Annotated in this window: 22 protein-coding genes and 1 pseudogene; 5 read left to right on the top strand and 18 right to left on the bottom strand. The window is 72.0% G+C overall.

Annotation, left to right across the window (positions count from 1 at the left end):
- Positions 1 to 15 precede the first annotated feature (15 nt).
- From pyrH to rpsB, 3 genes are all read right to left on the bottom strand, one after another.
- Positions 16 to 786: a UMP kinase gene (pyrH, locus tag ACFV5N_RS04965; RefSeq protein ID WP_385594147.1), complete on the bottom strand. Its 771-nt coding sequence runs from the start codon at positions 784 to 786 to the stop codon at positions 16 to 18.
- Positions 787 to 978: 192 nt separating this feature from the next.
- Positions 979 to 1,824 carry a translation elongation factor Ts gene (gene tsf / locus ACFV5N_RS04960; protein WP_385594144.1) on the bottom strand — a complete coding sequence of 282 codons (846 nt, stop codon included), beginning with the start codon at positions 1,822 to 1,824 and terminating at the stop codon, positions 979 to 981.
- 49 nt (positions 1,825 to 1,873) lie between these two features.
- The gene (gene rpsB / locus ACFV5N_RS04955) at positions 1,874 to 2,746 is read right to left on the bottom strand and encodes a 30S ribosomal protein S2 (RefSeq protein ID WP_385594141.1); all 873 of its coding nucleotides are present in this window, start codon (positions 2,744 to 2,746) and stop codon (positions 1,874 to 1,876) included.
- 378 nt (positions 2,747 to 3,124) lie between these two features.
- Here rpsB and ACFV5N_RS04950 point away from each other — a divergent pair, with 378 nt between their 5' ends.
- From ACFV5N_RS04950 to ACFV5N_RS04930, 5 genes are all read left to right on the top strand, one after another.
- Complete coding sequence (locus ACFV5N_RS04950) at positions 3,125 to 3,532, top strand: YraN family protein (RefSeq protein WP_385594139.1); 408 nt, start codon at positions 3,125 to 3,127, stop codon at positions 3,530 to 3,532.
- On the top strand, positions 3,532 to 5,145 hold the full coding sequence (locus ACFV5N_RS04945) for a YifB family Mg chelatase-like AAA ATPase (protein WP_385594136.1): 1,614 nt from the start codon (positions 3,532 to 3,534) through the stop codon (positions 5,143 to 5,145). The genes ACFV5N_RS04950 and ACFV5N_RS04945 overlap by 1 nt, the downstream gene beginning before the upstream one ends.
- A complete protein-coding gene (dprA, locus tag ACFV5N_RS04940; protein ID WP_385594134.1) occupies positions 5,142 to 6,308 on the top strand; it encodes a DNA-processing protein DprA in 1,167 nt (388 codons plus the stop codon). The genes ACFV5N_RS04945 and dprA overlap by 4 nt, the downstream gene beginning before the upstream one ends.
- A gap of 154 nt (positions 6,309 to 6,462) precedes the next feature.
- Positions 6,463 to 7,305: an RNA polymerase sigma factor WhiG gene (gene whiG, locus ACFV5N_RS04935; RefSeq protein ID WP_385594131.1), complete on the top strand. Its 843-nt coding sequence runs from the start codon at positions 6,463 to 6,465 to the stop codon at positions 7,303 to 7,305.
- A gap of 79 nt (positions 7,306 to 7,384) precedes the next feature.
- Entirely contained in the window at positions 7,385 to 7,996 is a 612-nt protein-coding gene (locus ACFV5N_RS04930; protein ID WP_385594172.1) for a TetR/AcrR family transcriptional regulator, read from the top strand.
- A gap of 54 nt (positions 7,997 to 8,050) precedes the next feature.
- On the opposite strand, the pseudogene ACFV5N_RS04925 reads toward ACFV5N_RS04930, so the two are convergent.
- The 15 genes and pseudogenes from ACFV5N_RS04925 to ACFV5N_RS04855 form a co-directional block, all read right to left on the bottom strand.
- Positions 8,051 to 8,470: pseudogene (locus ACFV5N_RS04925) on the bottom strand (peptidoglycan DD-metalloendopeptidase family protein); the annotation flags it as partial.
- A gap of 113 nt (positions 8,471 to 8,583) precedes the next feature.
- Complete coding sequence (locus tag ACFV5N_RS04920; RefSeq protein ID WP_019435530.1) at positions 8,584 to 8,919, bottom strand: DUF2469 domain-containing protein; 336 nt, start codon at positions 8,917 to 8,919, stop codon at positions 8,584 to 8,586.
- 28 nt (positions 8,920 to 8,947) lie between these two features.
- Positions 8,948 to 9,688: a signal peptidase I gene (lepB, locus tag ACFV5N_RS04915; protein ID WP_385594129.1), complete on the bottom strand. Its 741-nt coding sequence runs from the start codon at positions 9,686 to 9,688 to the stop codon at positions 8,948 to 8,950.
- Positions 9,689 to 9,746: 58 nt separating this feature from the next.
- On the bottom strand, positions 9,747 to 10,652 hold the full coding sequence (lepB, locus tag ACFV5N_RS04910; protein WP_385594127.1) for a signal peptidase I: 906 nt from the start codon (positions 10,650 to 10,652) through the stop codon (positions 9,747 to 9,749).
- Positions 10,561 to 11,760: a signal peptidase I gene (gene lepB, locus ACFV5N_RS04905; RefSeq protein WP_385594125.1), complete on the bottom strand. Its 1,200-nt coding sequence runs from the start codon at positions 11,758 to 11,760 to the stop codon at positions 10,561 to 10,563. Before lepB (ACFV5N_RS04905) ends, lepB (ACFV5N_RS04910) begins: the two co-directional genes overlap by 92 nt.
- Positions 11,753 to 12,454 carry a signal peptidase I gene (gene lepB, locus ACFV5N_RS04900; RefSeq protein ID WP_385594122.1) on the bottom strand — a complete coding sequence of 234 codons (702 nt, stop codon included), beginning with the start codon at positions 12,452 to 12,454 and terminating at the stop codon, positions 11,753 to 11,755. The genes lepB (ACFV5N_RS04905) and lepB (ACFV5N_RS04900) overlap by 8 nt, the downstream gene beginning before the upstream one ends.
- Before the next feature lie 33 nt (positions 12,455 to 12,487).
- Positions 12,488 to 12,838 (bottom strand): 50S ribosomal protein L19, encoded by a 351-nt coding sequence (gene rplS, locus ACFV5N_RS04895; RefSeq protein WP_019435525.1) that lies wholly within the window; start codon positions 12,836 to 12,838, stop codon positions 12,488 to 12,490.
- Positions 12,839 to 12,976: 138 nt separating this feature from the next.
- A complete protein-coding gene (trmD, locus tag ACFV5N_RS04890) occupies positions 12,977 to 13,786 on the bottom strand; it encodes a tRNA (guanosine(37)-N1)-methyltransferase TrmD (protein WP_385594119.1) in 810 nt (269 codons plus the stop codon).
- Positions 13,783 to 14,355: a ribosome maturation factor RimM gene (gene rimM, locus ACFV5N_RS04885; RefSeq protein ID WP_385594116.1), complete on the bottom strand. Its 573-nt coding sequence runs from the start codon at positions 14,353 to 14,355 to the stop codon at positions 13,783 to 13,785. The genes trmD and rimM overlap by 4 nt, the downstream gene beginning before the upstream one ends.
- A gap of 103 nt (positions 14,356 to 14,458) precedes the next feature.
- On the bottom strand, positions 14,459 to 14,698 hold the full coding sequence (locus tag ACFV5N_RS04880) for an RNA-binding protein (RefSeq protein ID WP_019435522.1): 240 nt from the start codon (positions 14,696 to 14,698) through the stop codon (positions 14,459 to 14,461).
- A 2-nt stretch (positions 14,699 to 14,700) separates the two neighbouring features.
- Entirely contained in the window at positions 14,701 to 15,150 is a 450-nt protein-coding gene (rpsP, locus tag ACFV5N_RS04875) for a 30S ribosomal protein S16 (RefSeq protein WP_019435521.1), read from the bottom strand.
- Positions 15,151 to 15,386: 236 nt separating this feature from the next.
- Complete coding sequence (locus tag ACFV5N_RS04870) at positions 15,387 to 16,004, bottom strand: hypothetical protein (protein WP_026047736.1); 618 nt, start codon at positions 16,002 to 16,004, stop codon at positions 15,387 to 15,389.
- Positions 16,005 to 16,114: 110 nt separating this feature from the next.
- Positions 16,115 to 17,530 (bottom strand): proline--tRNA ligase, encoded by a 1,416-nt coding sequence (gene proS / locus ACFV5N_RS04865; RefSeq protein WP_385594112.1) that lies wholly within the window; start codon positions 17,528 to 17,530, stop codon positions 16,115 to 16,117.
- 64 nt (positions 17,531 to 17,594) lie between these two features.
- Positions 17,595 to 19,148 (bottom strand): signal recognition particle protein, encoded by a 1,554-nt coding sequence (gene ffh / locus ACFV5N_RS04860; RefSeq protein WP_385594109.1) that lies wholly within the window; start codon positions 19,146 to 19,148, stop codon positions 17,595 to 17,597.
- Positions 19,149 to 19,226: 78 nt separating this feature from the next.
- Positions 19,227 to 21,023 (bottom strand): ACT domain-containing protein (locus ACFV5N_RS04855; RefSeq protein ID WP_385594106.1); only part of this gene is annotated, 1,797 nt, incomplete at its 5' end.

The following is a 21,023-nucleotide window of genomic DNA, read 5'->3' as shown; positions in this document are numbered from 1 at the left end:
TGACGTGACGGGCCGTCAGGCCCGTCGGCCCTGGCTGTTCACGAGCGTGCCGATCTTCTCACCCTTTACGGCGCGGGCGATATTGCCTTCGGCCAGCAGTTCGAAGACCAGAATGGGGAGCGAATTGTCCCGGCACAGGGTGATCGCCGTGGAATCGGCGACCCGCAGGTCGCGGGTGATGACCTCGCCGTAGTCGAGGGCGTCGTACTTCACCGCGTCCGGGTGCTTGGCGGGGTCGGCGTCGTACACACCGTCCACCCCGTTCTTGCCCATCAGCAGCGCCTCGGCGTTGATCTCCAGCGCGCGCTGGGCGGCCGTGGTGTCGGTGGAGAAGTACGGCATCCCCATGCCGGCGCCGAAGATGACGACGCGGCCCTTCTCCAGGTGCCGCACCGCCCGCAGCGGAATGTACGGCTCGGCGACCTGCCCCATGGTGATCGCCGTCTGCACCCGCGAGTCGATGCCTTCCTTCTCCAGGAAGTCCTGGAGGGCGAGGCAGTTCATGACCGTGCCCAGCATGCCCATGTAGTCGGACCTGGCCCGGTCCATGCCGCGCTGCTGCAGCTCGGCCCCGCGGAAGAAGTTGCCGCCGCCGATGACCACGGCGATCTGGGCACCGTCCCGGACAACAGCGGCGATCTCCCGCGCCATCTTGTGAACGATGTCGGGGTCGACGCCGAGCCCTCCGTCGCCCGCGAAGGCCTCTCCCGACAGCTTCAGGAGAAAGCGGGGAGGTGTGACGTCCTTGCCGTCCGTCCTCTCGGCGGAGGCGGCGCCCTGGTTCATGGAAATCTCCTCGTGCGCATGCTGAGGAGGCCATTGCCCGTGGATCCTTGATGACCCCTGTTCGGCAATGGCCTCCTCGTCACAACTGCGGCCGTCCGGGTCCGAACCCGGCGCAGCCGTACGGCCTGCCGCCCCCGACAATAGCCGGGCGCGGTCCCGTCCGCCCCCGAGGGCGCGTGACGGATTCCGTGATCAGGCGCCGACGCGGAAGCGAGCGAAGTTCTTGACCGTGGCGCCCGCCTCGGTCAGGACCTTCTGCACCGTCTTCTTGTTGTCCTTGGCGAAGGGCTGGTCAAGGAGGACGTTCTCCTTGTAGAAGCCGTTCACCCGGCCCTCGACGATGCGCGCCAGAGCGGCCTCCGGCTTGCCCTCCTCGCGGGCGGTCGCCTCGGCGACACGGCGCTCGGACTCCACCAGCTCGGCCGGCACGTCCTCGCGGGAGAGGAAGCGCGGAGCGAAGGCGGCGATGTGCTGCGCGACGTCCTTGACGACCTGGGCGGCCTGGTCGCCACCCTCGGCCAGCTCCACCAGAACACCCACCTGCGGGGGCAGGTCGGGGTTGGTGCGGTGCAGGTACGAGCCGACGTAGCCGCCGGTGAAGCGGGCGAAGCGGTCGAGAACGATCTTCTCGCCCAGGGTCGCGTTGGCCTCGTCGACGTACGCCTGCACGGACTTGCCGGGCTCGATCTCCGAGGAGAGCAGCGTCTCCAGGTCCGCCGGGGCGGTGTCGGCGACGTGCTGGGCGATGGCCGCGACCGCGACCTGGAACTTGTCGCCCTTGGCGACGAAGTCCGTCTCGCACTTCAGCTCGACGAGCACACCGGAGGTGGCGTCGTCGGAGATCAGCGAGGTGACGGCGCCGTTCTCGGCGGTGCGGCCCTCACGCTTGGCCACACCCTTCTGGCCCTTGACGCGGAGGATCTCCACGGCCTTGTCGACGTTGCCCTCGGCCTCGTCGAGCGCCTTCTTGCAGTCCATCATGCCGGCGCCGGTCAGCTCACGGAGCTTCTTGACGTCAGCGGCGGTGTAGTTCGCCATGGTTGTCTGATTCTCTTCCCGGAATGTCGATGAATCGCTGTGGCTCGCGTCAGCCCTGCTCGGCGGGGGCCTCGGGGGCGGCCTCGGCGGCAGCCTCGGCGGGCGCCTGCTCGGCGGGCTTGTCCTCGGCCTTGGCCTCGGCGGACTCACCGCGCTCCAGCAGCTCGCGCTCCCACTCGGGCAGCGGCTCGCCGGCCGCCTTCTCGCCGCCCTTGGCCGCCTCGGCGACGCCGGAACGGGAGATCAGGCCCTCGGCGACGGCGTCGGCGATGACCCGGGTGAGCAGCGTGACGGAGCGGATCGCGTCGTCGTTGCCGGGGATCTTGTAGTCGACCTCGTCGGGGTCGCAGTTGGTGTCGAGGATCGCGACCACCGGGATGTTCAGCTTGCGGGCCTCGCCGACGGCGATGTGCTCCTTCTTGGTGTCCACGATCCAGACGGCGCTGGGCACCTTCTGCATGTCGCGGATACCGCCCAGGGTCTTCTCCAGCTTGGCCTTCTCGCGGGAGAGAACGAGCAGCTCCTTCTTGGTGAGGCCGGAGGCGGCCACGTCCTCGAAGTCGATCTGCTCCAGCTCCTTCAGGCGCTGCAGCCGCTTGTGCACGGTGGAGAAGTTGGTGAGCATGCCGCCCAGCCAGCGCTGGTTGACGTAGGGCATGCCGACCCGGGTCGCCTGCTCCGCGATGGCCTGCTGGGCCTGCTTCTTGGTGCCGACGAACATGACCGTGCCGCCGTGGGCGACGGTCTCCTTGACGAACTCGTAGGCGCGGTCGATGTACGACAGCGACTGGAGCAGGTCGATGATGTAGATGCCGTTGCGCTCGGTGAAGATGAAGCGCTTCATCTTCGGGTTCCAGCGGCGGGTCTGGTGCCCGAAGTGGACGCCGCTCTCCAGCAGCTCCCGCATCGTGACGACGGCCATGGCCGTTCTCCTCGTGGTGCTCGGTTGTCAGCGCCGGCCGGGCGGCCGACGCTCCTGATGCCCCTGCGCGCTGTGCCGGGGACCGCCTGCGGGGCCGTCCCGGGACCGAGAGTCGCGGCCACCTCAGCGCTTCGGCTGCGAGGCCGGACGCGGTGGTGGCGGGGCATGCGAGGTCGATCCGGGGACCCGGATCGCCACCAGAAGTGTACGGGACCCCGGGCACGCGGGGCGACAGCCCATCGGGGCCCGACCGTGCTCGCCCACCGCGCGGACCGTCCCCCACACAGGTGAACGGGTTGTCCACACCCCGGGGGTTGTCCACAGGCCCGCGCGGGATCTCCGCGGCTGCGGCACCGTCCGGGACGGAGGTGATGCGCGATGACGCGTACGACGGGACGTACCGGCAACCAGCGGGGAGCGCTGGGCCGCTTCGGTGAGGACCTGGCGGTGCGGCGGCTGACCGCCGCCGGCATGGCGGTGCTGGAGCGGAACTGGCGCTGCCGGGCCGGCGAGATCGACATCGTGGCCCGGGAGCCGGGCCCGCAGGAGGTCCTGGTGGTGTGCGAGGTGAAGACCCGCAGGGGCGCCGGGTTCCAGCATCCGATGGCGGCGGTCGGCGCGAGCAAGGCGGAGCGGCTGCGGCGGCTCGCCGAGTGGTGGCTCAGTGAACGCTGGCTGCCCCGGTACGGGGCCCCGCCCTCCGGCGGGCTGCGGATCGATCTGGTCGGCGTCCTGGTCCCGCGCCGGGGAGCGCCGGTGGTCGAGCACGCCAAGGGGGTGGCGTGATGGCGTTCGCGCGGACCTGCGCCGTGGCCCTGGTCGGGGTCGAGGGCGTGGTGGTGGAGGTGCAGGCCGACCTGGAGCCGGGGGTAGCGGCGTTCACCCTGGTGGGGCTGGCGGACAAGTCACTGAACGAGAGCCGGGACCGGGTGCGGGCCGCGGTGCTCAACTCGGGGGCCGAGTGGCCGCAGAAGAAGCTCACCGTGGGGCTGAGCCCGGCGGCGGTGCCGAAATGCGGCAGCGGATTCGACCTGGCGGTGGCCGCCGCCGTGCTGGCGGCGGCCGAACGCATCGACCCCCGGGCCATCGCCGACCTGCTGCTGATCGGCGAGCTGGGGCTGGACGGCGGGGTCCGGCCGGTACGCGGAGTGCTGCCCGCCGTGCTCACCGCGGCGGACGCCGGCTACCGGCAGGTGGTGGTCGCCGAACAGAACGCCGCGGAGGCGGCCCTGGTGCCCGATGTCGCCGTCCTGGGTGTGCGCAGTCTGCGCCAGCTCATCGCCGTCCTCGCGGGGGAACCGGTGCCGGACGAGCCTCCACCGAGGCCGGAGGGCAGCGGCCCCGGGCCGCGCGGCGCCGGCTGGGGCTACCCGCGGCCCGGCGGTCTGTACCGCACCCTCGACGGCACGGAGCGGCCGCCGGATCTCGCCGAGGTGGCGGGGCAGCGGCTGGCCCGCCGGGCTCTGGAGGTCGCTGCGGCCGGGCGGCACCATCTGTTCCTCCAGGGTTCGCCCGGGGCGGGCAAGACCATGCTGGCCGAGCGGCTGCCGGGGCTGCTGCCCCCGCTGAGCCGGCAGGAGGCGCTGGAGGTCACCGCGGTGCACTCGGTGAGCGGTTCGCTGCCGCCGGGGCGCCCGCTGGTGGACCGGCCGCCGTACTGCGCGCCGCACCACTCGGCCTCGCTGCCCGCGCTGGTGGGCGGGGGCAGCGGGCTGCCGCGGCCGGGTGCCGCATCGCTGGCGCACCACGGGGTGCTGTTCCTGGACGAGGCGGCCGAGATGAGCAGCCGGGTGCTCGACGCGCTGCGGCAGCCGCTGGAGTCGGGGCAGGTGGTGGTGGCGCGATCGGCCGGTGTGCTGCGGATGCCGGCCCGGGTACTGCTGGTCCTGGCGGCCAATCCGTGTCCGTGCGGGCGGCACGGCTCGCCGGGCGGCGAGTGCGAGTGTCTGCCCGGCACGGTGCGGCGGTACCGGGCGCGGCTGTCCGGGCCGCTGCTGGACCGGATCGATCTGCGGGTCCCGGTCGAGCCGGTCGGCCGCGCGGAGCTGACGTCGGCGAGCGGCGGCGAGTCCACCGCTGCTGTGGCGGAGCGGGTGCTGGCGGCCAGGGAGCGGGCGGCGGCCAGATACGCGGGGACGGGCTGGACCACCAACGGTGAGGCCCCCGGCCACGAGCTGCGGACGCGCTGGGCGCCGGCGCCCGGCGCGCTGGCCCGGGCCGAGACCGACATGGACCGCGGCACGCTGACCGCCCGCGGCCTGGACCGGGTTCTGCGGGTGGCCTGGACGGTGGCGGATCTGGCCGGGCACGACCGTCCCACCGCGGACGACGTGGACGCCGCGCTGGAGTTCCGCACCGGAGTGCGGCGGGGTGCCGGTGTGGCGGGCAGCCTGTCGTGAGCGGGACGGTGTCGGACGAGGAGCGGCTGGCGCGGTCGGCGCTGACCCGGGTGATCGAGCCCGGCGACCACCTCATGGGGCGGCAGGTGGCGCGGCTCGGTGCGGCGGGAGTGTGGCGGGCGCTGGAGGGGGACGAGCGGCTGCCGGAGGTTCCGCCGGCCCGCTGGGCGGGACTGCGCCTGCGGGCCGAGCGAGTGGTGCCGGGGCGCGATCTGGAGGAGAGCGCCCGGTGCGGCGCCCGGCTGGTGTGCCCGGGCGACCGTGAGTGGCCGGGGCAGCTGGACGATCTCGGTGAGACGCGTCCGGTCGGGCTGTGGGTACGGGGTGCCTGTTCGCTGCGGTTCGTGGCGCTGCGGTCGGTCGCGCTGGTGGGGGCTCGGGCCTGCACCGACTACGGCCTGCACATGGCGGGCGAGCTGGGTGCGACGCTCGCGGAGCGTGGCTGGACGGTGGTCTCCGGCGGCGCGTACGGCGTGGACGGCGCGGCGCACCGGGGCGCGCTGGCGGTGGGCGGTCCGACGGTCGCGGTGCTGGCGTGCGGTCTCGACGTGGCCTATCCGGCCGGGCACCGGGAGCTGCTGGAGCGGGTCGCCGAGGGCGGGCTGCTGGTGAGCGAACTGCCGCCGGGGGAACGGCCGACGCGGGGCCGGTTCGTGCAGCGGAACCGGGTGATCGCGGCCCTGAGCCGGGGCACGGTGGTCGTCGAGGCGGCGTCGCGCAGTGGTTCCCTGATCACCGCCCGGCGGGCGGCACGACTGGGCCGGCATCTGATGGCCGTGCCGGGCCCGGTGACCTCGGGGCTCTCGGCGGGCACGCACCGGCTGATCCGCCAGGAGGCCACGCTGGTGGGCAGCGCGGGCGAGGTCATCGAGCTCGTGGGTGCCATGGGGGAGGTGGCGGACGAGGAGAGGGGGCCGGCGGTGCCGCGGGATCTGCTGAGTGAGGCGGCACGGCAGGTGCTGGACGCGCTGCCGGTGGCCCGGGCGGTCACGGTGCCGGAGGTCGCCCGCGGTGCGTGCATGTCGGGTGAGGCGGTGCTGGCCCGGCTGCTCGAACTCGGATCGCTGGGCTTCGTCGAACACGTGGGCGACCGCTGGCAGTTGCGACGCCCTGCCGTCCGACACACCCTCCCGGCCGCGCCACCCCCCGAAGCGGGTGCGTAACACGACGGTGCGCCCAGCGGAACGTATCTGCGCATCAGCCAACTTCGGCCACCTGCGCAAAGCGACCCACCAGTCACGCTACGCTCACAGAGTTCGCCATCCCGGAACTCCGCACCACCCGCTCAGACCCCTGCAGAACGGCTCAAGACAACGCATGCCCCAGCACTCTCCCGGGCCCGCGCACCAGGCGCCGGCCGCTCCGGCCGCGGCGGAGGGCGCGACGCTCTCCGCCGCGCCCACGTCGCTCGACGAGCTGTGGCGCACCTACAAGGCGACCGGTGACGAGCGGTTGCGGGAGCAGCTGATCCTGCACTACTCCCCGTTGGTGAAGTATGTGGCGGGCCGGGTGAGCGTGGGACTGCCGCCCAACGTCGAACAGGCGGATTTCGTCTCCTCCGGTGTGTTCGGTCTGATCGACGCGATCGAGAAGTTCGACCCCGAGCGCTCCATCAAGTTCGAGACGTACGCCATCACCCGGATCCGCGGCGCGATGATCGACGAGCTGCGGGCGCTGGACTGGATTCCGCGCTCGGTCCGGCAGAAGGCCCGGGCCATCGAACGGGCCTACGCCACCCTGGAGGCGTCGCTGCGCCGGACCCCGTCGGAGTCCGAGGTGGCCCGCGAGATGGACATCACCCTGGACGAACTGCACGCGGTATTCAGCCAGTTGTCGCTGGCCAATGTGGTCGCGCTGGAAGAACTGCTGCATGTGGGCGGGGAGAGCGGCGACCGGCTGAGCCTGATGGACACGCTGGAGGACACCGCCGCCGACGATCCCGTGGAGGTGGCCGAGGACAGGGAACTGCGCCGGTTGCTGGCCCGGGCCGTCAACACCCTGCCGGAGCGGGAGAAAACGGTGGTGACGCTCTACTACTACGAAGGGCTGACGCTGGCGGAGATCGGCCAGGTGCTGGGGGTGACCGAGAGCCGGGTCAGCCAGATCCACACCAAGTCCGTGCTTCAGCTGCGGGCCAAGCTCGCCGACGTGAGCGGTTGAAACCGCTTCTGCGCTCGGGCTCAACCTCGCCGGGCGCACGTTCTACAGTGGTCTGGTGCCCAGGATCCAAGCGGCCTCCGTGGCCGAGCACCGCTCGCTGCAGCGCGGCGCCCTGCTGGACGCCGCCCGTTCACTGCTGTCCGAGGGCGGCGCGTCGGCACTGACCTTCCCGGCGCTCGCCGCACGCACCGGTCTTGCTCGCTCCTCCGTCTACGAGTACTTCCGCTCCCGGGGCGCGGTCGTCGAGGCGCTGTGCGCGGTCGACTTCCCGCTGTGGGCCGCGGAGATCGAAGCCGCGGTGGCCGCGGCCGACTCACCGCGGGAACAGGTGGCGGCCTATGTGCGGGCGCAGCTCGCGCTCGCCTGCGACGCCCGGCACCGGGCGGTGGTGGCGATCTCGGCCATGGAGCTGGACGCGGCCGCCCGGGAGAAGATCAAGGCGGCGCACGGCGGATTGTTTGAGCTGATCACGGAAGCGCTTCGCACTCTGGGGCATGCGGACCCACGATCGGCCGCGGCGCTGCTGCAGGGTGTGGTGGACGCGGCGGTGCGCCGTACGCTGGCCGGCTTCGACGACCCCGCCGGGATCGCCGCGACGGCCGTGCGGATCGCCCTGGACGGAGTGGCCGGGGCCGTCTCCGGGGAGCGGGACACCGTCGACGGGCAGGAGCCGGGAAGGCCCGGGGCGTAGCAGCTCGGTGGGCAGCAGGCTCAGCGGGTCCTGGTAGCGGCGGGTACCGCTCTCCTTGAGGCCCCAGTGCAGGCAGGGCCGGTCGCAGTGGAACGGGCCGTCCTCCAGCACCCCCACCTGCCGGCCGGCCGTGACGGTCTCGCCCACGGCCACCGTGGCGCGTACCGGCTCGTAGGTGGTGCGGATCGGTGGCCCGTCGTCCCGGGACAGTTCGATGCTGATGACCCCGCGCCCGGCGACCTTGCCCGCGAACACGACCGTGCCGGGCGCGGCCGCCACCACGGGACTGCCCGGGTCGGCGGCCAGATCCACCCCTCGGTGGCCGGGCCCCCAGGGGGTCGCCGGCGGTTCGAAGAGCCGGAGGATGAGGGGTCGGGATGTGCCCTGAGGGCCGGGCACCGGCCAGGCGCGTTCGGGTGGCGAGGCGCCACCGGCGAGAGCGAGGAGAAGACAACAGAGAGTGAGCGGAGCCATACCCGGCACCCTGCCCGAGGAAAGCCGGTCGTGGTGAGGGGCAGCCGGAATCTGTGGACAACCGGGCCGCTGTGGATAACTCGGTCACTCGTCCGAGTGAGACTGCGGCAGGTTCACTGCCCCCGTGACCCGCCGAACCCGGAGTCCTCCGGCAGATCGAGTTCGCTCTTGTTCAGCTCTTCGATATTGACGTCCTTGAACGTGAGGACGCGCACCTGCTTGACGAAGCGCGCCGGCCGGTACATGTCCCAGACCCAGGCGTCCGCCATGGACACCTCGAAGAACACCTCACCGTGAACCGAGTGGACCTGCATTTCGTAGTCGTTGGTGAGGTAGAAGCGACGCTCGGTCTCGATCACATATGTGAACAGACCGACGACGTCGCGGTACTCCCGGTAGAGCTTCAGCTCCATCTCGGTCTCGTACTTTTCGAGGTCCTCGGCGCTCATGGTGTGATCCCCTTCAGCCGTGCTTCCCTCATTGTGCTTCACCGGCCCGCTTCGGCACCCCGCGGTGGCCCGATCGGGAGGAGCGACGCGCCAGCGGCCCGTACAGCCCGCCGGCGAGGATCAGCAGCAGCCCGGCCCCGGTCGCCCAGCACAGCGGCAGCAGCGGCCCGGTGCCCGAGACGCCGCCGGGCAGACCGGCGAACCCGGTGGGGCGGGGCAACAGCCCCACGGAGCCCAGGGGCCACAGCGTGGCCTCCACCCGGGCGGTGACCGCCTCCACCGGGACGCTGCCCGCCTGGACGTCGGTGATCTGATCGCGTGAGTCCACGGAGGCCAGCCGCTGGTCGCCCAGCAGAAACAGCTCACTCTCCGGGATGCGGACCTCGTAGGACGTCGGGGACTCGCTCCACCGGGGATCCAGATAGGGCTCCTCGACGGGCTCGCCGTTCACCAGGAGCAGCCCGTCCGGGTCACAGCAGGCCACGGTGTCCCCGCCGACGCCCACCACTCGCTTGATCATCGGGGCGTCCCCCCACGCCGCCTCCCGGAAGACGACGACATCGCCGCGGCGCACCTGGTGCCCCTCGATGCGCTGAGCGAGCACCCGGTCCCCCGCCGTGACGACCGGGTGCATGGAATCGGTCGGCACGGCGTAGGGCTGGTAGAGGAGAGCACCGAGGGCGAATCCGCCCACGAACAGCACACAGCCCAAGGCCACGGCGAGCTGGGACAGCCGCCGGCCCACGCCCCGGCGCGGCGCTCCGCTCATCACACCCTCCAGTTTTCTGGTCCGGGGGTGACTCTACCCAGCGCCGGATGCCGCACGTTCAGCGTCCGGCCGACTCCTCCCTACGGAGCAGTGCACGACGACGCCACAGCACCAGCGGTACGGCCAGGGCCAGCCCCAGTCCGGCCGGGCCCGCCGCCGCGGCGGCAGCCGTGGCAGCCGCCGCGCTGGGGACGTCGCTGTAGGCGGCGGGCACCGGCAGCGTGGACCAGCGGTTCACCGGCCAGGCGATCACGATGGCACGGCCGACCACCTTGCTCTCGGGCACGGTGCCGCCGCCGGGGAGATTCTGGTGGTAGCGGGAGTCCAGCGAGTCCTGCCGGTGGTCGCCCATCACCCACAGCTCACCGTCCGGGATGGTGATGGGGCCGAACTCCTGATCGTCACAGGGAGTGTTGCCGGGAAAGAGGTACGCGCTCTCGTCCAGTTCCGCACCGTTGAGGATCACCGGCCCGCCCTTGCGGCAGGAGACGGTGTCGCCGCCGACCGCGATGACGCGCTTGATCAAGTCCTGGTCCTCGGCGGACGGCATCAGGCCGATCCAGCTCAGCCCTTGCTGCACGGCGGCGCCGAAACCGCTCTGCTCGGGGGTCTCGCCGAGCCAGCCGCCCGGGTCGTTGAACACGACCACTTCGCCGCGTTCGGGCGTGGCACCGAACCACGGGGTGAGCTTGTCCACCAGCACCCGGTCACCGCGCTGCAGGGTGTTCTGCATCGAGTTGGAGGGGATCGAGAAGGCCTGCACGAGGAAGGTCTTGATCAGCAGTGCCAGCACGATGGCGATGCCGATGAGGATCGGCAGTTCCTTCCAGAAGGAGCGCTGCTTCTTGCCCGGGGGCGGAGTGCTCCGCCCGTCATCGGGCTGGTAGCTGCCCTCGTCCGGGCCGTCGGGGCCGCTGCCACCGCCTGGGGGCTCCTCGCCAGATGCTCCGCCTCGGGGACTCACCGGAGGTTCCTCCGGTTCGTCCGCACCGGACCGTGCACCGACTGCCACATCCCCCACATCCACTCCTCACGCTGCGTTTCCGCCCGTGCGCTGACCGCCACAGGCCCACTACTCCCATAACGAGCGGGAGTTCCGCAGGGATCGGGAGTGGCGCCAAAACATTGTCCCCAATCGCGGCCCGTTGCGGCGGACCGGCCCGCGCCGGTGCGCCGTCGCCGGCCCCGTCCGGGTCCGGCACCGCCGCGAAGGCGTCGCTGCCGTCCAGCCGCTGCCAGTTTGAGAACGGCCAGGCGATGACCACCGCGCGGCCCACGACCAGGTCGATGGGAACCGTACCCTGATCCGGGCCTTCCAGGTGGTACCGGGAGTCGGCCGAGTTCGACCGGTGGTCGCCCATCACGAAGATGTGCCCCTCCGGCACCGTGACCTCGAACTCGATGCGGGAGGGCGGATTCCCCGGGTACAGATACGGCTCGTCCACCGCCACGCCGTTCACCGTGATCCGGCCGGCCTCCTCGCAGCAGACCACGGTGTCACCGCCGACCCCGATCACGCGCTTGATCAGATCCTGGTCCTCGGCGGAGGGCAGCAGTCCGATCCAGGTGAGCGCGTCCCGCAGTTGCTTGATACCCGCCGGTGGATCCCCCGCAGGGGCCTGGGCGTCCTGCTCCAGCCAGCCGCCCGGGTCCCGGAAGACGACCACTTCGCCGCGCTGCGGCTCCCAGCCGAACCACGGGGTGAGCTTGTCCACCAGCACCCGGTCGTCGATCTTGATCGTCTGTTCCATCGACCCGGACGGAATGACGAAGGCCTGCACCAGAAAGGTCTTGAGGACCAGTGCGATCAACAGCGCCACACCGATGAGGATCGGTATCTCCCGGGTGGCCCGCAGCCGCCTGCGGCGCTTGATCCGCTTCGCCGCCCGGCGACGATCCGCACGTCCCTCACCCGGCCCGCGCAGCGTGGGTCGCTCCGCCGCCTCGCCCTCCGGCTGCCCGGGCGCCGCGTCCGCCGCGGCGTCGCGCGCGGCGGAGGACACGTCCTGCGGTTCCTGCTTCCCCCGGCCCAGCCGTCCGCGCCCGCTCCGGGGCTTCCCCCGCTCACCCATCGGCCGACCGCAGGGAACGCATTCTGCTGGGCGGCCAGCCGATCCAGTCCGCCCGGCCGATCACCTTGTCCTCGGAAATCGTGCCACCCCCCGGCGCTCCCAGATACTCCCGGGAGTCCGCCGAGTCGGAACGGTGGTCACCCATTACCCACAACCGTCCCTCCGGCACCTCGATGTCAAACCTGACCGTCGACGGCTCGTCCCCCGGGTAGAGATACGACTCGTCCAGGGGTTCGCCGTTGACCTCGATCCGCCCCTGGGCGTCGCAGCAGACCACCCGGTCCCCGCCGACACCGATCACCCGCTTCACGTAGTCGGTGCCCGACGCCGGACCGAGCCCCACCGCGGCCCCGGCCGTCCGCAGCAGCCCGCCCAGCAGCCCGGGATCCTCCGGCTCGGCGGCGAAGGTGCCGGCGCCGTCGAAGACGATCACGTCGCCGCGCTGGATCTCACCGCCGAAGCGATAGGCGAGCTTGTTGACCAGGACCCGGTCACCGACCTGGAGGGTGCCCTCCATGGAGCCGCTGGGGATGACGAACGGCTGCACGACGTACGCACTGGTCATCCCGAGCAGCACCACCATGCCCAGCAGCGAGGCGGCCCATACACGCACAGAGCGCGACCGCCACCACCCGCCCCGTTCGGAGCCGGCGGAGCGGTCGCGCTCCGGAAGTTGTGCGTCGGAATCGGTCACGCCTGATGGTAACCGGCCATCGGGCAGGGCCCGTCAGCGCTCGCGCTTCTCCTTGATCTTGGCAGCCTTGCCGCGCAGCTCGCGCAGGTAGTACAGCTTGGCGCGGCGGACGGCACCGCGGGTGACGACCTCGATCTTCTCCACGACCGGGGTGTGCACCGGGAAGGTACGCTCCACGCCCACGCCGAAGCTGACCTTGCGGACGGTGAAGGTCTCACGCACGCCGGAGCCCTGGCGGCGGATGACGACGCCCTTGAACTGCTGCACACGGGAGCGGTTGCCCTCGATGACGCGCACGTGGACGTTGATGGTGTCACCGGGCCGGAAAGCCGGGACGTCGTCGCGCAGCGACGCGGAGTCGACGGTGTCGAGAAGGTGGGTCATGTCTGGCTGCTCTCTTCGCGGATGCCACAGGCCATCCAGCGGTCATCGTGATGATGGTGGGGTCACGTACGTGTGCTCCCCTCCGGCGGGCGTCGATCCCCCTGTGGCAGGGTCGCGCGCCGGGGCGGGTGAGCCGGGCTATTCTTCCACGCCGGGTGACCGGGGCCCAAATCGGCCGTCCGCCCCGGGCCACCAGCCCTCCTCCGCCAGGGTGGCCCGGTCCCGCTTGTCGAACGCGGCGGGGTCGGCGCCGGCGATCAGCTCGGGGCGGTGGGCGATCGTCCGGCGCAGCGCCTCGTCCCTGCGCCACCGCGCGATCTTGCCGTGGTGGCCGCTGATCAGCACGTCCGGCACCTCGCGACCGCGCCAGCTGGGCGGCTTGGTGTAGACGGGGCCCTCCAGCAGGGCCGCCATCGGGCCGGGGGCGAAGGAGTCGTCCTGGTGGGAGGCGGCGTTGCCGAGCACTCCGGGGAGGAGCCGGGCGATCGCCTCGGTCATCACCAGCACCGGGGCCTCGCCGCCGGCCAGGACGTAGTCGCCGATGGAGACCTCACGCACCCGCAGCCGGGCGCCGTACTCCTCGATCACGCGGCGGTCGATGCCCTCGTAGCGGGCAGGGGTGAACACCAGCCAGGGGGCGGCGGACAGTTCCACGGCGAGCCGCTGCGTGAACGGCACCCCGCTGGGTGTGGGAACGATCAGTTCGGGCGTGCCGTCGCCGTCGGCCAGGATCGCGTCCAGCGCCTCTCCCCAGGGTTCCGGCTTCATCACCATGCCGGGGCCGCCGCCGTAGGGGGTGTCGTCCACCGTGTGGTGCCGGTCGTGCGTCCACGCGCGCAGATCGTGCACCCGGACGTCCAGCAGGCCCCGGGCGCGTGCCTTGCCGACGAGGGAGACGTTCAGCGGCTCCAGATACTCGGGGAAGATGCTGACGATGTCGATCCTCACCGCCGGCCGTCCTCCGCGCCGTCGCCGGCGTCCGCGGACGGCGCCCCGCCGGTGCCGGGCACGTCCTCCAGCAGTCCGGGCGGCGGGTCGATCACCGCACGCTGCTCGTCCAGGTCGATCTCCGGCACGATCTCGTGCACGAAGGGGATCAGCACCTCTCCGCCACCGGGCCGGGCCACCACCAGCAGGTCCTGGTACGGCAGGTGCGAGATCTCGGTGATCCGGCCGACCTCCGCACCGTCCCGTGTGACGACATCGAGGTCGATCAGCTGGTGGTCGTAGTACTCCTCCGGGTCCTCGGGCGCCTCCTGCGGGTCGACCTCGGCGATCAGCAGGGTGTTCCGCAGCGCCTCCGCCGCGCTGCGGTCGGTGACACCGGAGAACCGCAGCAGCAGCCGTCCGCTGTGCACCCGCCCCGTCTCGATCGTCAGCGGCCCGGTGCCGGGCGGGTCGGTGGCGAGTACGGCGCCGGGTGCGAGCCGTAGCTCGGGCTCGTCGGTGCGCACCTCCACGGTGACCTCGCCCTTGATTCCATGGGCACGCCCGATGCGGGCTACAACCAGCTCCACGGTGACTGTTCCGTCTCTTCCCTCAGTGCTGCGCGGACAGCCGAAGGCCGGGGGCGTGGTGCTCGGCCCCCGGCCTTCGGTGTGATGCCATCGCGACGGGCCCTCAGCGGACCTCGTCCACGTCGACCAGATCGACCCGGATGCCCCGGCCACCGAGCGCGCCCACGACTGTGCGCAGCGATCGGGCGGTCCGGCCGTTGCGGCCGATCACCTTGCCGAGGTCATCGGGGTGCACCCGGACCTCCAGCACGCGCCCGCGGCGCAGAGTGCGCGAGGCGACCTGGACCTCGTCGGGATTGTCGACGATGCCCTTCACCAGGTGCTCCAGGGCCTCTTCCAGCATTCTCAGCCCTCGGTCGACTCGGCCGGAGCGTCGGTGCCCTCGGCGTCGGCCTTCTTCTCGGCCTTGTCGCTCTTCTTCGCCTTCGGGGTGATGGCCTCGCCCTTGGGCTCGCCACCCGACTCCTTGGACGCGGCCTCGAACAGGGCGCGCTTGTCCGGCTTGGGCTCGGCGACCTTGATCGGCGGCGGGGCGGGCAGACCCTTGAACTTCTGCCAGTCGCCGGTGACCTTGAGGATGGCCAGCACGGGCTCGGTCGGCTGCGCGCCGACACCCAGCCAGTACTGGGCGCGCTCGGAGTCGACCTCGATGCGCGAGGGGTTCTGCACCGGGTGGTACAGACCGATCTCCTCGATGGCCCGGCCGTCACGGCGGGTGCGGGAGTCGGCGACGACGATGCGGTAGTGCGGCGAACGGATCTTGCCCAGTCGCTTCAGCTTGATCTTGACTGCCACTGCTGTGGTGTCTCCTGAGTCTTGACGTGATGGGCCACAGCGTTCTGCCACGTGGGGTTGCGGCTCAGGAGGGCCCGATGGACGCGCCAGCCGAAGGCGAGAGGGTCCTGTACGACTGCCGAGTTCAGCGTTTCATTCTGCCACACGGCGCGGGGGCCCGGCGCACGCCCGGGAAAAGGTGGGGGGACCGGCGCTCGGCGCCGCCCCGGAGGCGTCAGGGGACGGATCCGCTCGCGTCACACGGACGCGGCGACAGCCATCGTCTTTCCGGACACTGCCGTCTCGGCGATCTGGAAGGGCTTCTTGCATGCACCGCACATGATGGGGGCCTGCGCGAGGACGGAGGGGACGACCCGCACGTTGCGCCCGCATTCGCAGACGGCCTTGACCCGGACGCCACCGCCGGACGAACCGTGCCGGGCGGCGGGCCCTCGGAAACTGCGCTTGGTATCGGTGGCGGTCGCCGCCAGATGAGCCTTCAGGGCCCGCTGGAGGCGCTCGGCCGTGGGGCGGTAACGCCTGCGGGCCTCGGCGTTCATGGTCACCAGCGAGAATCCACTGCTGGGATGCGGATCCTCGGCATGGTCGAGACCGAGCTCTTCGGCGATCGCCAGGAAGCGGCGGTTGTGATACCGCCCCGCCCGGGAGGTGTCCCGCACTCCACGGGCGGCGGCGATGCCGTGCACGGCCTCGTGCAACAGTCGTTCGAAGGAGAGTTCGTGCCCGCAGGCGGACGACGACTCCCCGATCAGGGATTCGGGGGCGGCCAGGTCCGGCAGCTCCGGGTGGTGCCGTTGAATATCGGCCCACGCGTGTGCCAGCTCGGCGGCGAGAACTGGTGGTGTCGTGCTCACGTCGTGTGTAACGAGCAAGGCCCATCCGGTGTTCCGATTACGGTGCCAAGTCCGCGAATTTGCACTTACCCGTCAGTTCATGGCGACGCCGAAATCCCCGGAGATCTCGGTCAGTAGGCGCGGCCCACCACAGCGACCGTACCCGGTGCGTCGTCCGACACCGGCACCGACCCGTCCGCCGCCACCAGCACCCGGACCGACACCGCGTCCCGCGCCAGCCGCGCCTCGCCCTCCGGGCCCAGCCGCGCCCACGGGATCCGGGCCCAGCCGCCCGCCGCCGCGGCCTCCGCCGCCTCCTCGACGGTGGACACCTCGGTGGTACGGGCCTCGCGCCGGGCGCGCGACTCGTGCAGCAAGCGCGCCTGGTCCTCCTCCAGCAGGCCCGGCAGCAACTCCGGCAGCGCGGCGAGCGCGACCGGCTGCTTCCCGCCGGGGATGCGCCGTACCAGCGTGGCCGTGCCGTCCGCCAGGTCGCGGGGGCCGATCTCGACCCGGACCGGAACGCCCTTCAGCTCCCAGTCCACCGCGCGCCGGCCGAACGGGATGTCCGCGCGCTCGTCGGTCTCCACCCGGACCCCGGCCTCGCGCAGCCGTGCCGCGCTCTCGCGCACCGCCGCCAGCACCGCGTCGTCGCCCTTCACCGCGAGCACCACCGCCTGCACCGGCGCCAGCCGCGGCGGCACCCGCAGGCCGTGATCGTCGCCGTGCGACATGATCAGTCCGCCGACCATGCGGGTGGAGGCGCCCCAGGAGGTCTGCCACACCAGCTGCTGCGTGCCGTCCGCACCCAGGTAGCGGGTGTCGAAGGCCTTGGCGAAGTTCTGGCCCAGCTCGTGGCTGGTACCCAGCTGCAGGGCCTTTCCGTCGCGCATCATGCCCTCCAGGGTGAGGGTGTTGATGGCGCCGGCGAACCGTTCGGCGGGGGATTTGCGGCCCAGCACGACATCGATGGCCAGCACATTGCGCAGCAGGTCGGCGTACACCTCACGGTGGATACGGGCGGCGTAGTCGCGCGCCTCCTCGTAACTGGCGTGCGCCGTGTGCCCCTCCTGCCACAGGAATTCCGTCGTACGCAGGAAAACGCGGGGCCGCATCTCCCAGCGCACCACATTCGCCCACTGGTTGATCAGCAGCGGCAGATCGCGATAGCTGTTGATCCACTTGGCGAAGTACTCGTTGACGATCGTCTCGGAGGTGGGCCGGACGACGACCGGCTCCTCCAGCCGCTTGCCGCCGCCGTGGGTGACCACCGCCAGTTCCGGCGCGAAGCCCTCCACGTGCTCGGCCTCCCGGCTGAGATAGGACTCCGGGATGAACAGCGGGAAGTAGGCGTTACGGGCACCCGCCGCCTTGATCCGGGCATCCAGCTCCTGCTGCATCCGCTCCCACAGCGCGTACCCGTACGGTCGCATCACCATGGTGCCGCGCACCGGCCCGTTGTCCGCCAGCTCGGCCTTGCCGATCAGGTCCTGGTACCAGCGGGGGAAGTCCTTGTCCTGCGGGGTGAGTACGGGAGCCTTGGCCATGGCGGACATGGTACGGCGCCCGGAGCGTGCGGTACGCCTGCGGGCGCCGTGGGCACCGCTTCGGTCACTTGGGGGGCAGGATGTCCCGGAATTCCTTGGGCAGCTCGAAGTCGCCGGCGTCCTGACCCGCGCCGGGGATGCCGAACGCCGCGCCGCCGCCCTCCGCCTTGCGCTGCGCGTCGGCGGCCTCCTGCTGCCGCCGCTTCATCGGGTTGCCCGACTGGCGCTTGCCCTTGGCCTTCTTCTGCTGCTTGCCCTTGCGCTTGGCGCCGCCGCCCATGCCGGGGATCCCCGGCATGCCGGGCATGCCGCCGCCCTGGGCCATCCGCGACATCATCTTGCGGGCCTCGAAGAACCGCTCCACCAGCCCCTTGACGGTGGACACGTCCACGCCGGAACCCCGCGCGATACGGGCCCGCCGCGAGCCGTTGATGATCTTGGGGTCGGCGCGCTCCGCCGGGGTCATGGACTTGATGATCGCGGCGGTGCGGTCCACCTCGCGCTCGTCCAGGTTGTTGATCTGCTCCTTCATCTGGCCCATGCCGGGCATCATGCCGAGCAGCTTGGAGATGGAGCCCATCTTGCGGACCTGCTCCATCTGGGCCAGGAAGTCGTCGAGCGTGAACTCCTTGGGCCCCTTGGCCAGCTTGGAGGCCATCGCCTCGGCCTCTTGCTGGCTGAAGGTGCGCTCGGCCTTCTCGATGAGGCTGAGCACATCGCCCATGCCCAGGATCCGGGAGGCCATCCGGTCCGGGTGGAAGGCGTCGAAGTCGTCCAGCTTCTCGCCGTTGGAGGCGAACATGATCTGCCGGCCGGTGACCTGCGCGATGGACAGCGCCGCACCGCCGCGGGCGTCGCCGTCCAGCTTGGACAGCACGACGCCGTCGAAGCCGACGCCGTCGCGGAAGGCCTCGGCGGTGGTGACCGCGTCCTGGCCGATCATCGCGTCGACGACGAACAGCACCTCGTCCGGACGCACCGCGTCCCGGATGTCGGCGGCCTGGGCCATCATCTCCTGGTCGATGCCCAGCCGGCCGGCGGTGTCGACGACGACCACGTCGAACTGCTTGTCGCGGGCGTGGACGAGGGAGTCCTCGGCGACCTTGACGGGGTCGCCGACGCCGTTGCCGGGCTCGGGGGCGTAGATGCCGACGCCGGCCCGCTCGGCCACGACGGACAGCTGGTTGACGGCGTTGGGACGCTGGAGGTCGGCGGCGACCAGCAGCGGCGTGTGGCCCTGGTCCTTCAGCCAGCGGCCGAGCTTGCCGGCCAGGGTGGTCTTACCGGCACCCTGGAGACCGGCCAGCATGATCACGGTGGGCGGGTTCTTGGCGAACCGCAGCCGCCGGGTCTCGCCGCCGAGGATGCGGATCAGTTCCTCGTTGACGATCTTGATGACCTGCTGGGCGGGGTTGAGCGCCTTGGAGACCTCGGCGCCCCTGGCCCGTTCCTTGATCTGCCCGATGAAGGCACGCACCACGGGCAGGGCGACATCCGCCTCCAGCAGGGCGATACGGATCTCGCGCGCCGTGGCGTCGATGTCCGCCTCGCTGAGGCGGCCCTTGCCCCTGAGGTTCTTGAACGTCGCCGCTAGGCGGTCGGAGAGTGTGTCGAACACGGCGCTGGCGGATCCCTTGTGGCTCGGCGGTCTCGGATGATCGGTGCCCTCCAGCGTATCCGCATGGCGCGGGTACGGTCAGCCCGCGGGTTCCGCCGGGTCCGGGTCGGGGGCCGGGGCGAGGGCTTGTTCGAGGTCACGGGCGAGCGCGGCGGCCCGCTCGGCGGTCAGCGGACCGCCCTGCGGGCCGGTGACGTAGAAGGCGTCCACCGCGTTGGCGCCGAGCGTGCTGACGTGGGCGCTGCGCACCCGTACCCCGGCGCCTTCCAGGGCGCGGCCGATGCGGTGGAGCAGTCCCGGGGCGTCCTGGGCGCGCACCTCGATGACGGTGGCCAGCGCGGAGCCGAGCGGGGCGACGGTCACCCGCGGCGGCGGGGCCTGCGGCTGGCGGCGGCGTGGCCGTCGGTAGGCGGCTTCGCGTTCGGCGAGCCGGCGGGTGATGTCGAGGGAGCCGTCGAGGACCCGGACGAGGTCGGTTCGCAGCCGTTCGGCCTGCGGGAGGGAACCGTAGGCGGCGGCGACCCGCCACTGGAGCAGCAGTACCTCGCCCTGGCCGGCGGGGTCGACGCTGCTCAGCTCGGCGGAGCGGACGGTGAGCCGGTGGAGCGCGAGGACGCCGGAGACGGCGGGCAGGACGCCGGGCTGGTCGGGCAGGGCGATGACGAGTTCGACGCCGACCGGTTCGGGCGTCGCCGCCGCGTCGTCGCCCTCCGCGGCGGCGTGGGCGCTCTTCCGGTCGCCGGGGTGCGGTGCGGGGGGCTCCGGCCGGGCGGTGTGCAGGGCGAGGACGGGGGCCTGGGTACGGAAGGCTTCGACGGCCAGCCGCTCGGCGGCGACGGCGGCCCGGGGCGGTACGGACCGCGGCGGTGTGCCGCCGCCATCACCACTGACGGCGGGGTCACCGACGGCGGGGCCGCTACCGCCGGGGCCGTCGTCGAGTGCGGCGGCGACGCGCGCGGCGAGGTCGTCGACGAGCGAGGCGCGCCAGGTGGACCAGGCGGCGGGGCCGGTGGCCAGCGCGTCGGCTTCGGTGAGGGCCTGGAGGAGTTCCAGCGTGCCGGTGGAGCCGACGGTCCCGGCGACGTGCGCGATGGTGGCGGGGTCCTCCAGATCGCGGCGGGTCGCGGTCTCCACCAGCAGCAGGTGGTGGCGTACCAGGGTGCCCAGTACCTCGGTGTCGGCGGGGCCGAAGCCGATGCGGGCCGCCATGTCGCGGGCGATGGTCTCGCCCGCCACGCTGTGGTCGCCGGGCCAGCCCTTGCCGATGTCGTGCAGGAGGGCGGCGACCAGCAGCAGGTCGGGGCGCTGCACGCGGCGGGTGAGGGCGGCGGCCCGGACGGCGGTCTCCACCAGATGCCGGTCGACGGTCCAGCGGTGCACGGGGTTGCGCTGCGGGCGGCAGCGGACGCGCTCCCAGTCGGGCAGCAGGGTGTCGATGACGCCGCCGGCTTCCAGTGCCTCCCACACGGGCACCGTGTCGGGCCCGGCACCGAGCAGGGTGATGAACTGTTCGCGGGCCTCGGCCGGCCAGAGGACGGGCAGCGGCGCGGCAGCGGCGGCGAGGGCGTGCACAGCGGGCATCGCCAGCGGCAGTCCGGCCTGGGCGGCAGCGGCGGCGGCGCGCAGCGGCAGCACCGGGTCGCGGTCCGGGCGGGCGGTGCGGGCGAGGACGACCTCGCCGTCCGCTTCGACAACGCCTTCGGCGAGCGGGGTGCGGGTCTCGGCGGGGTGGACGCGGCGGGCGCCGCGGCCACCGAGCAGGCTCCGCAGCCGGGGCCGGGCGGCGCGGGAGCGCAGCACCCGGCCGACCTCGCGCCAGGTGACGTCAGAGGCGTAGGAGATGGTGCGCGCCGCCTCGTACACGCGGCGCAGCAG

This window comes from Streptomyces sp. NPDC059853 (genome assembly GCF_042731495.1).
Classification (GTDB): domain Bacteria; phylum Actinomycetota; class Actinomycetes; order Streptomycetales; family Streptomycetaceae; genus Streptomyces.
Note: the sequence above shows the minus strand (reverse complement) of the source record. Positions and strands in the feature narration are given on the sequence as shown.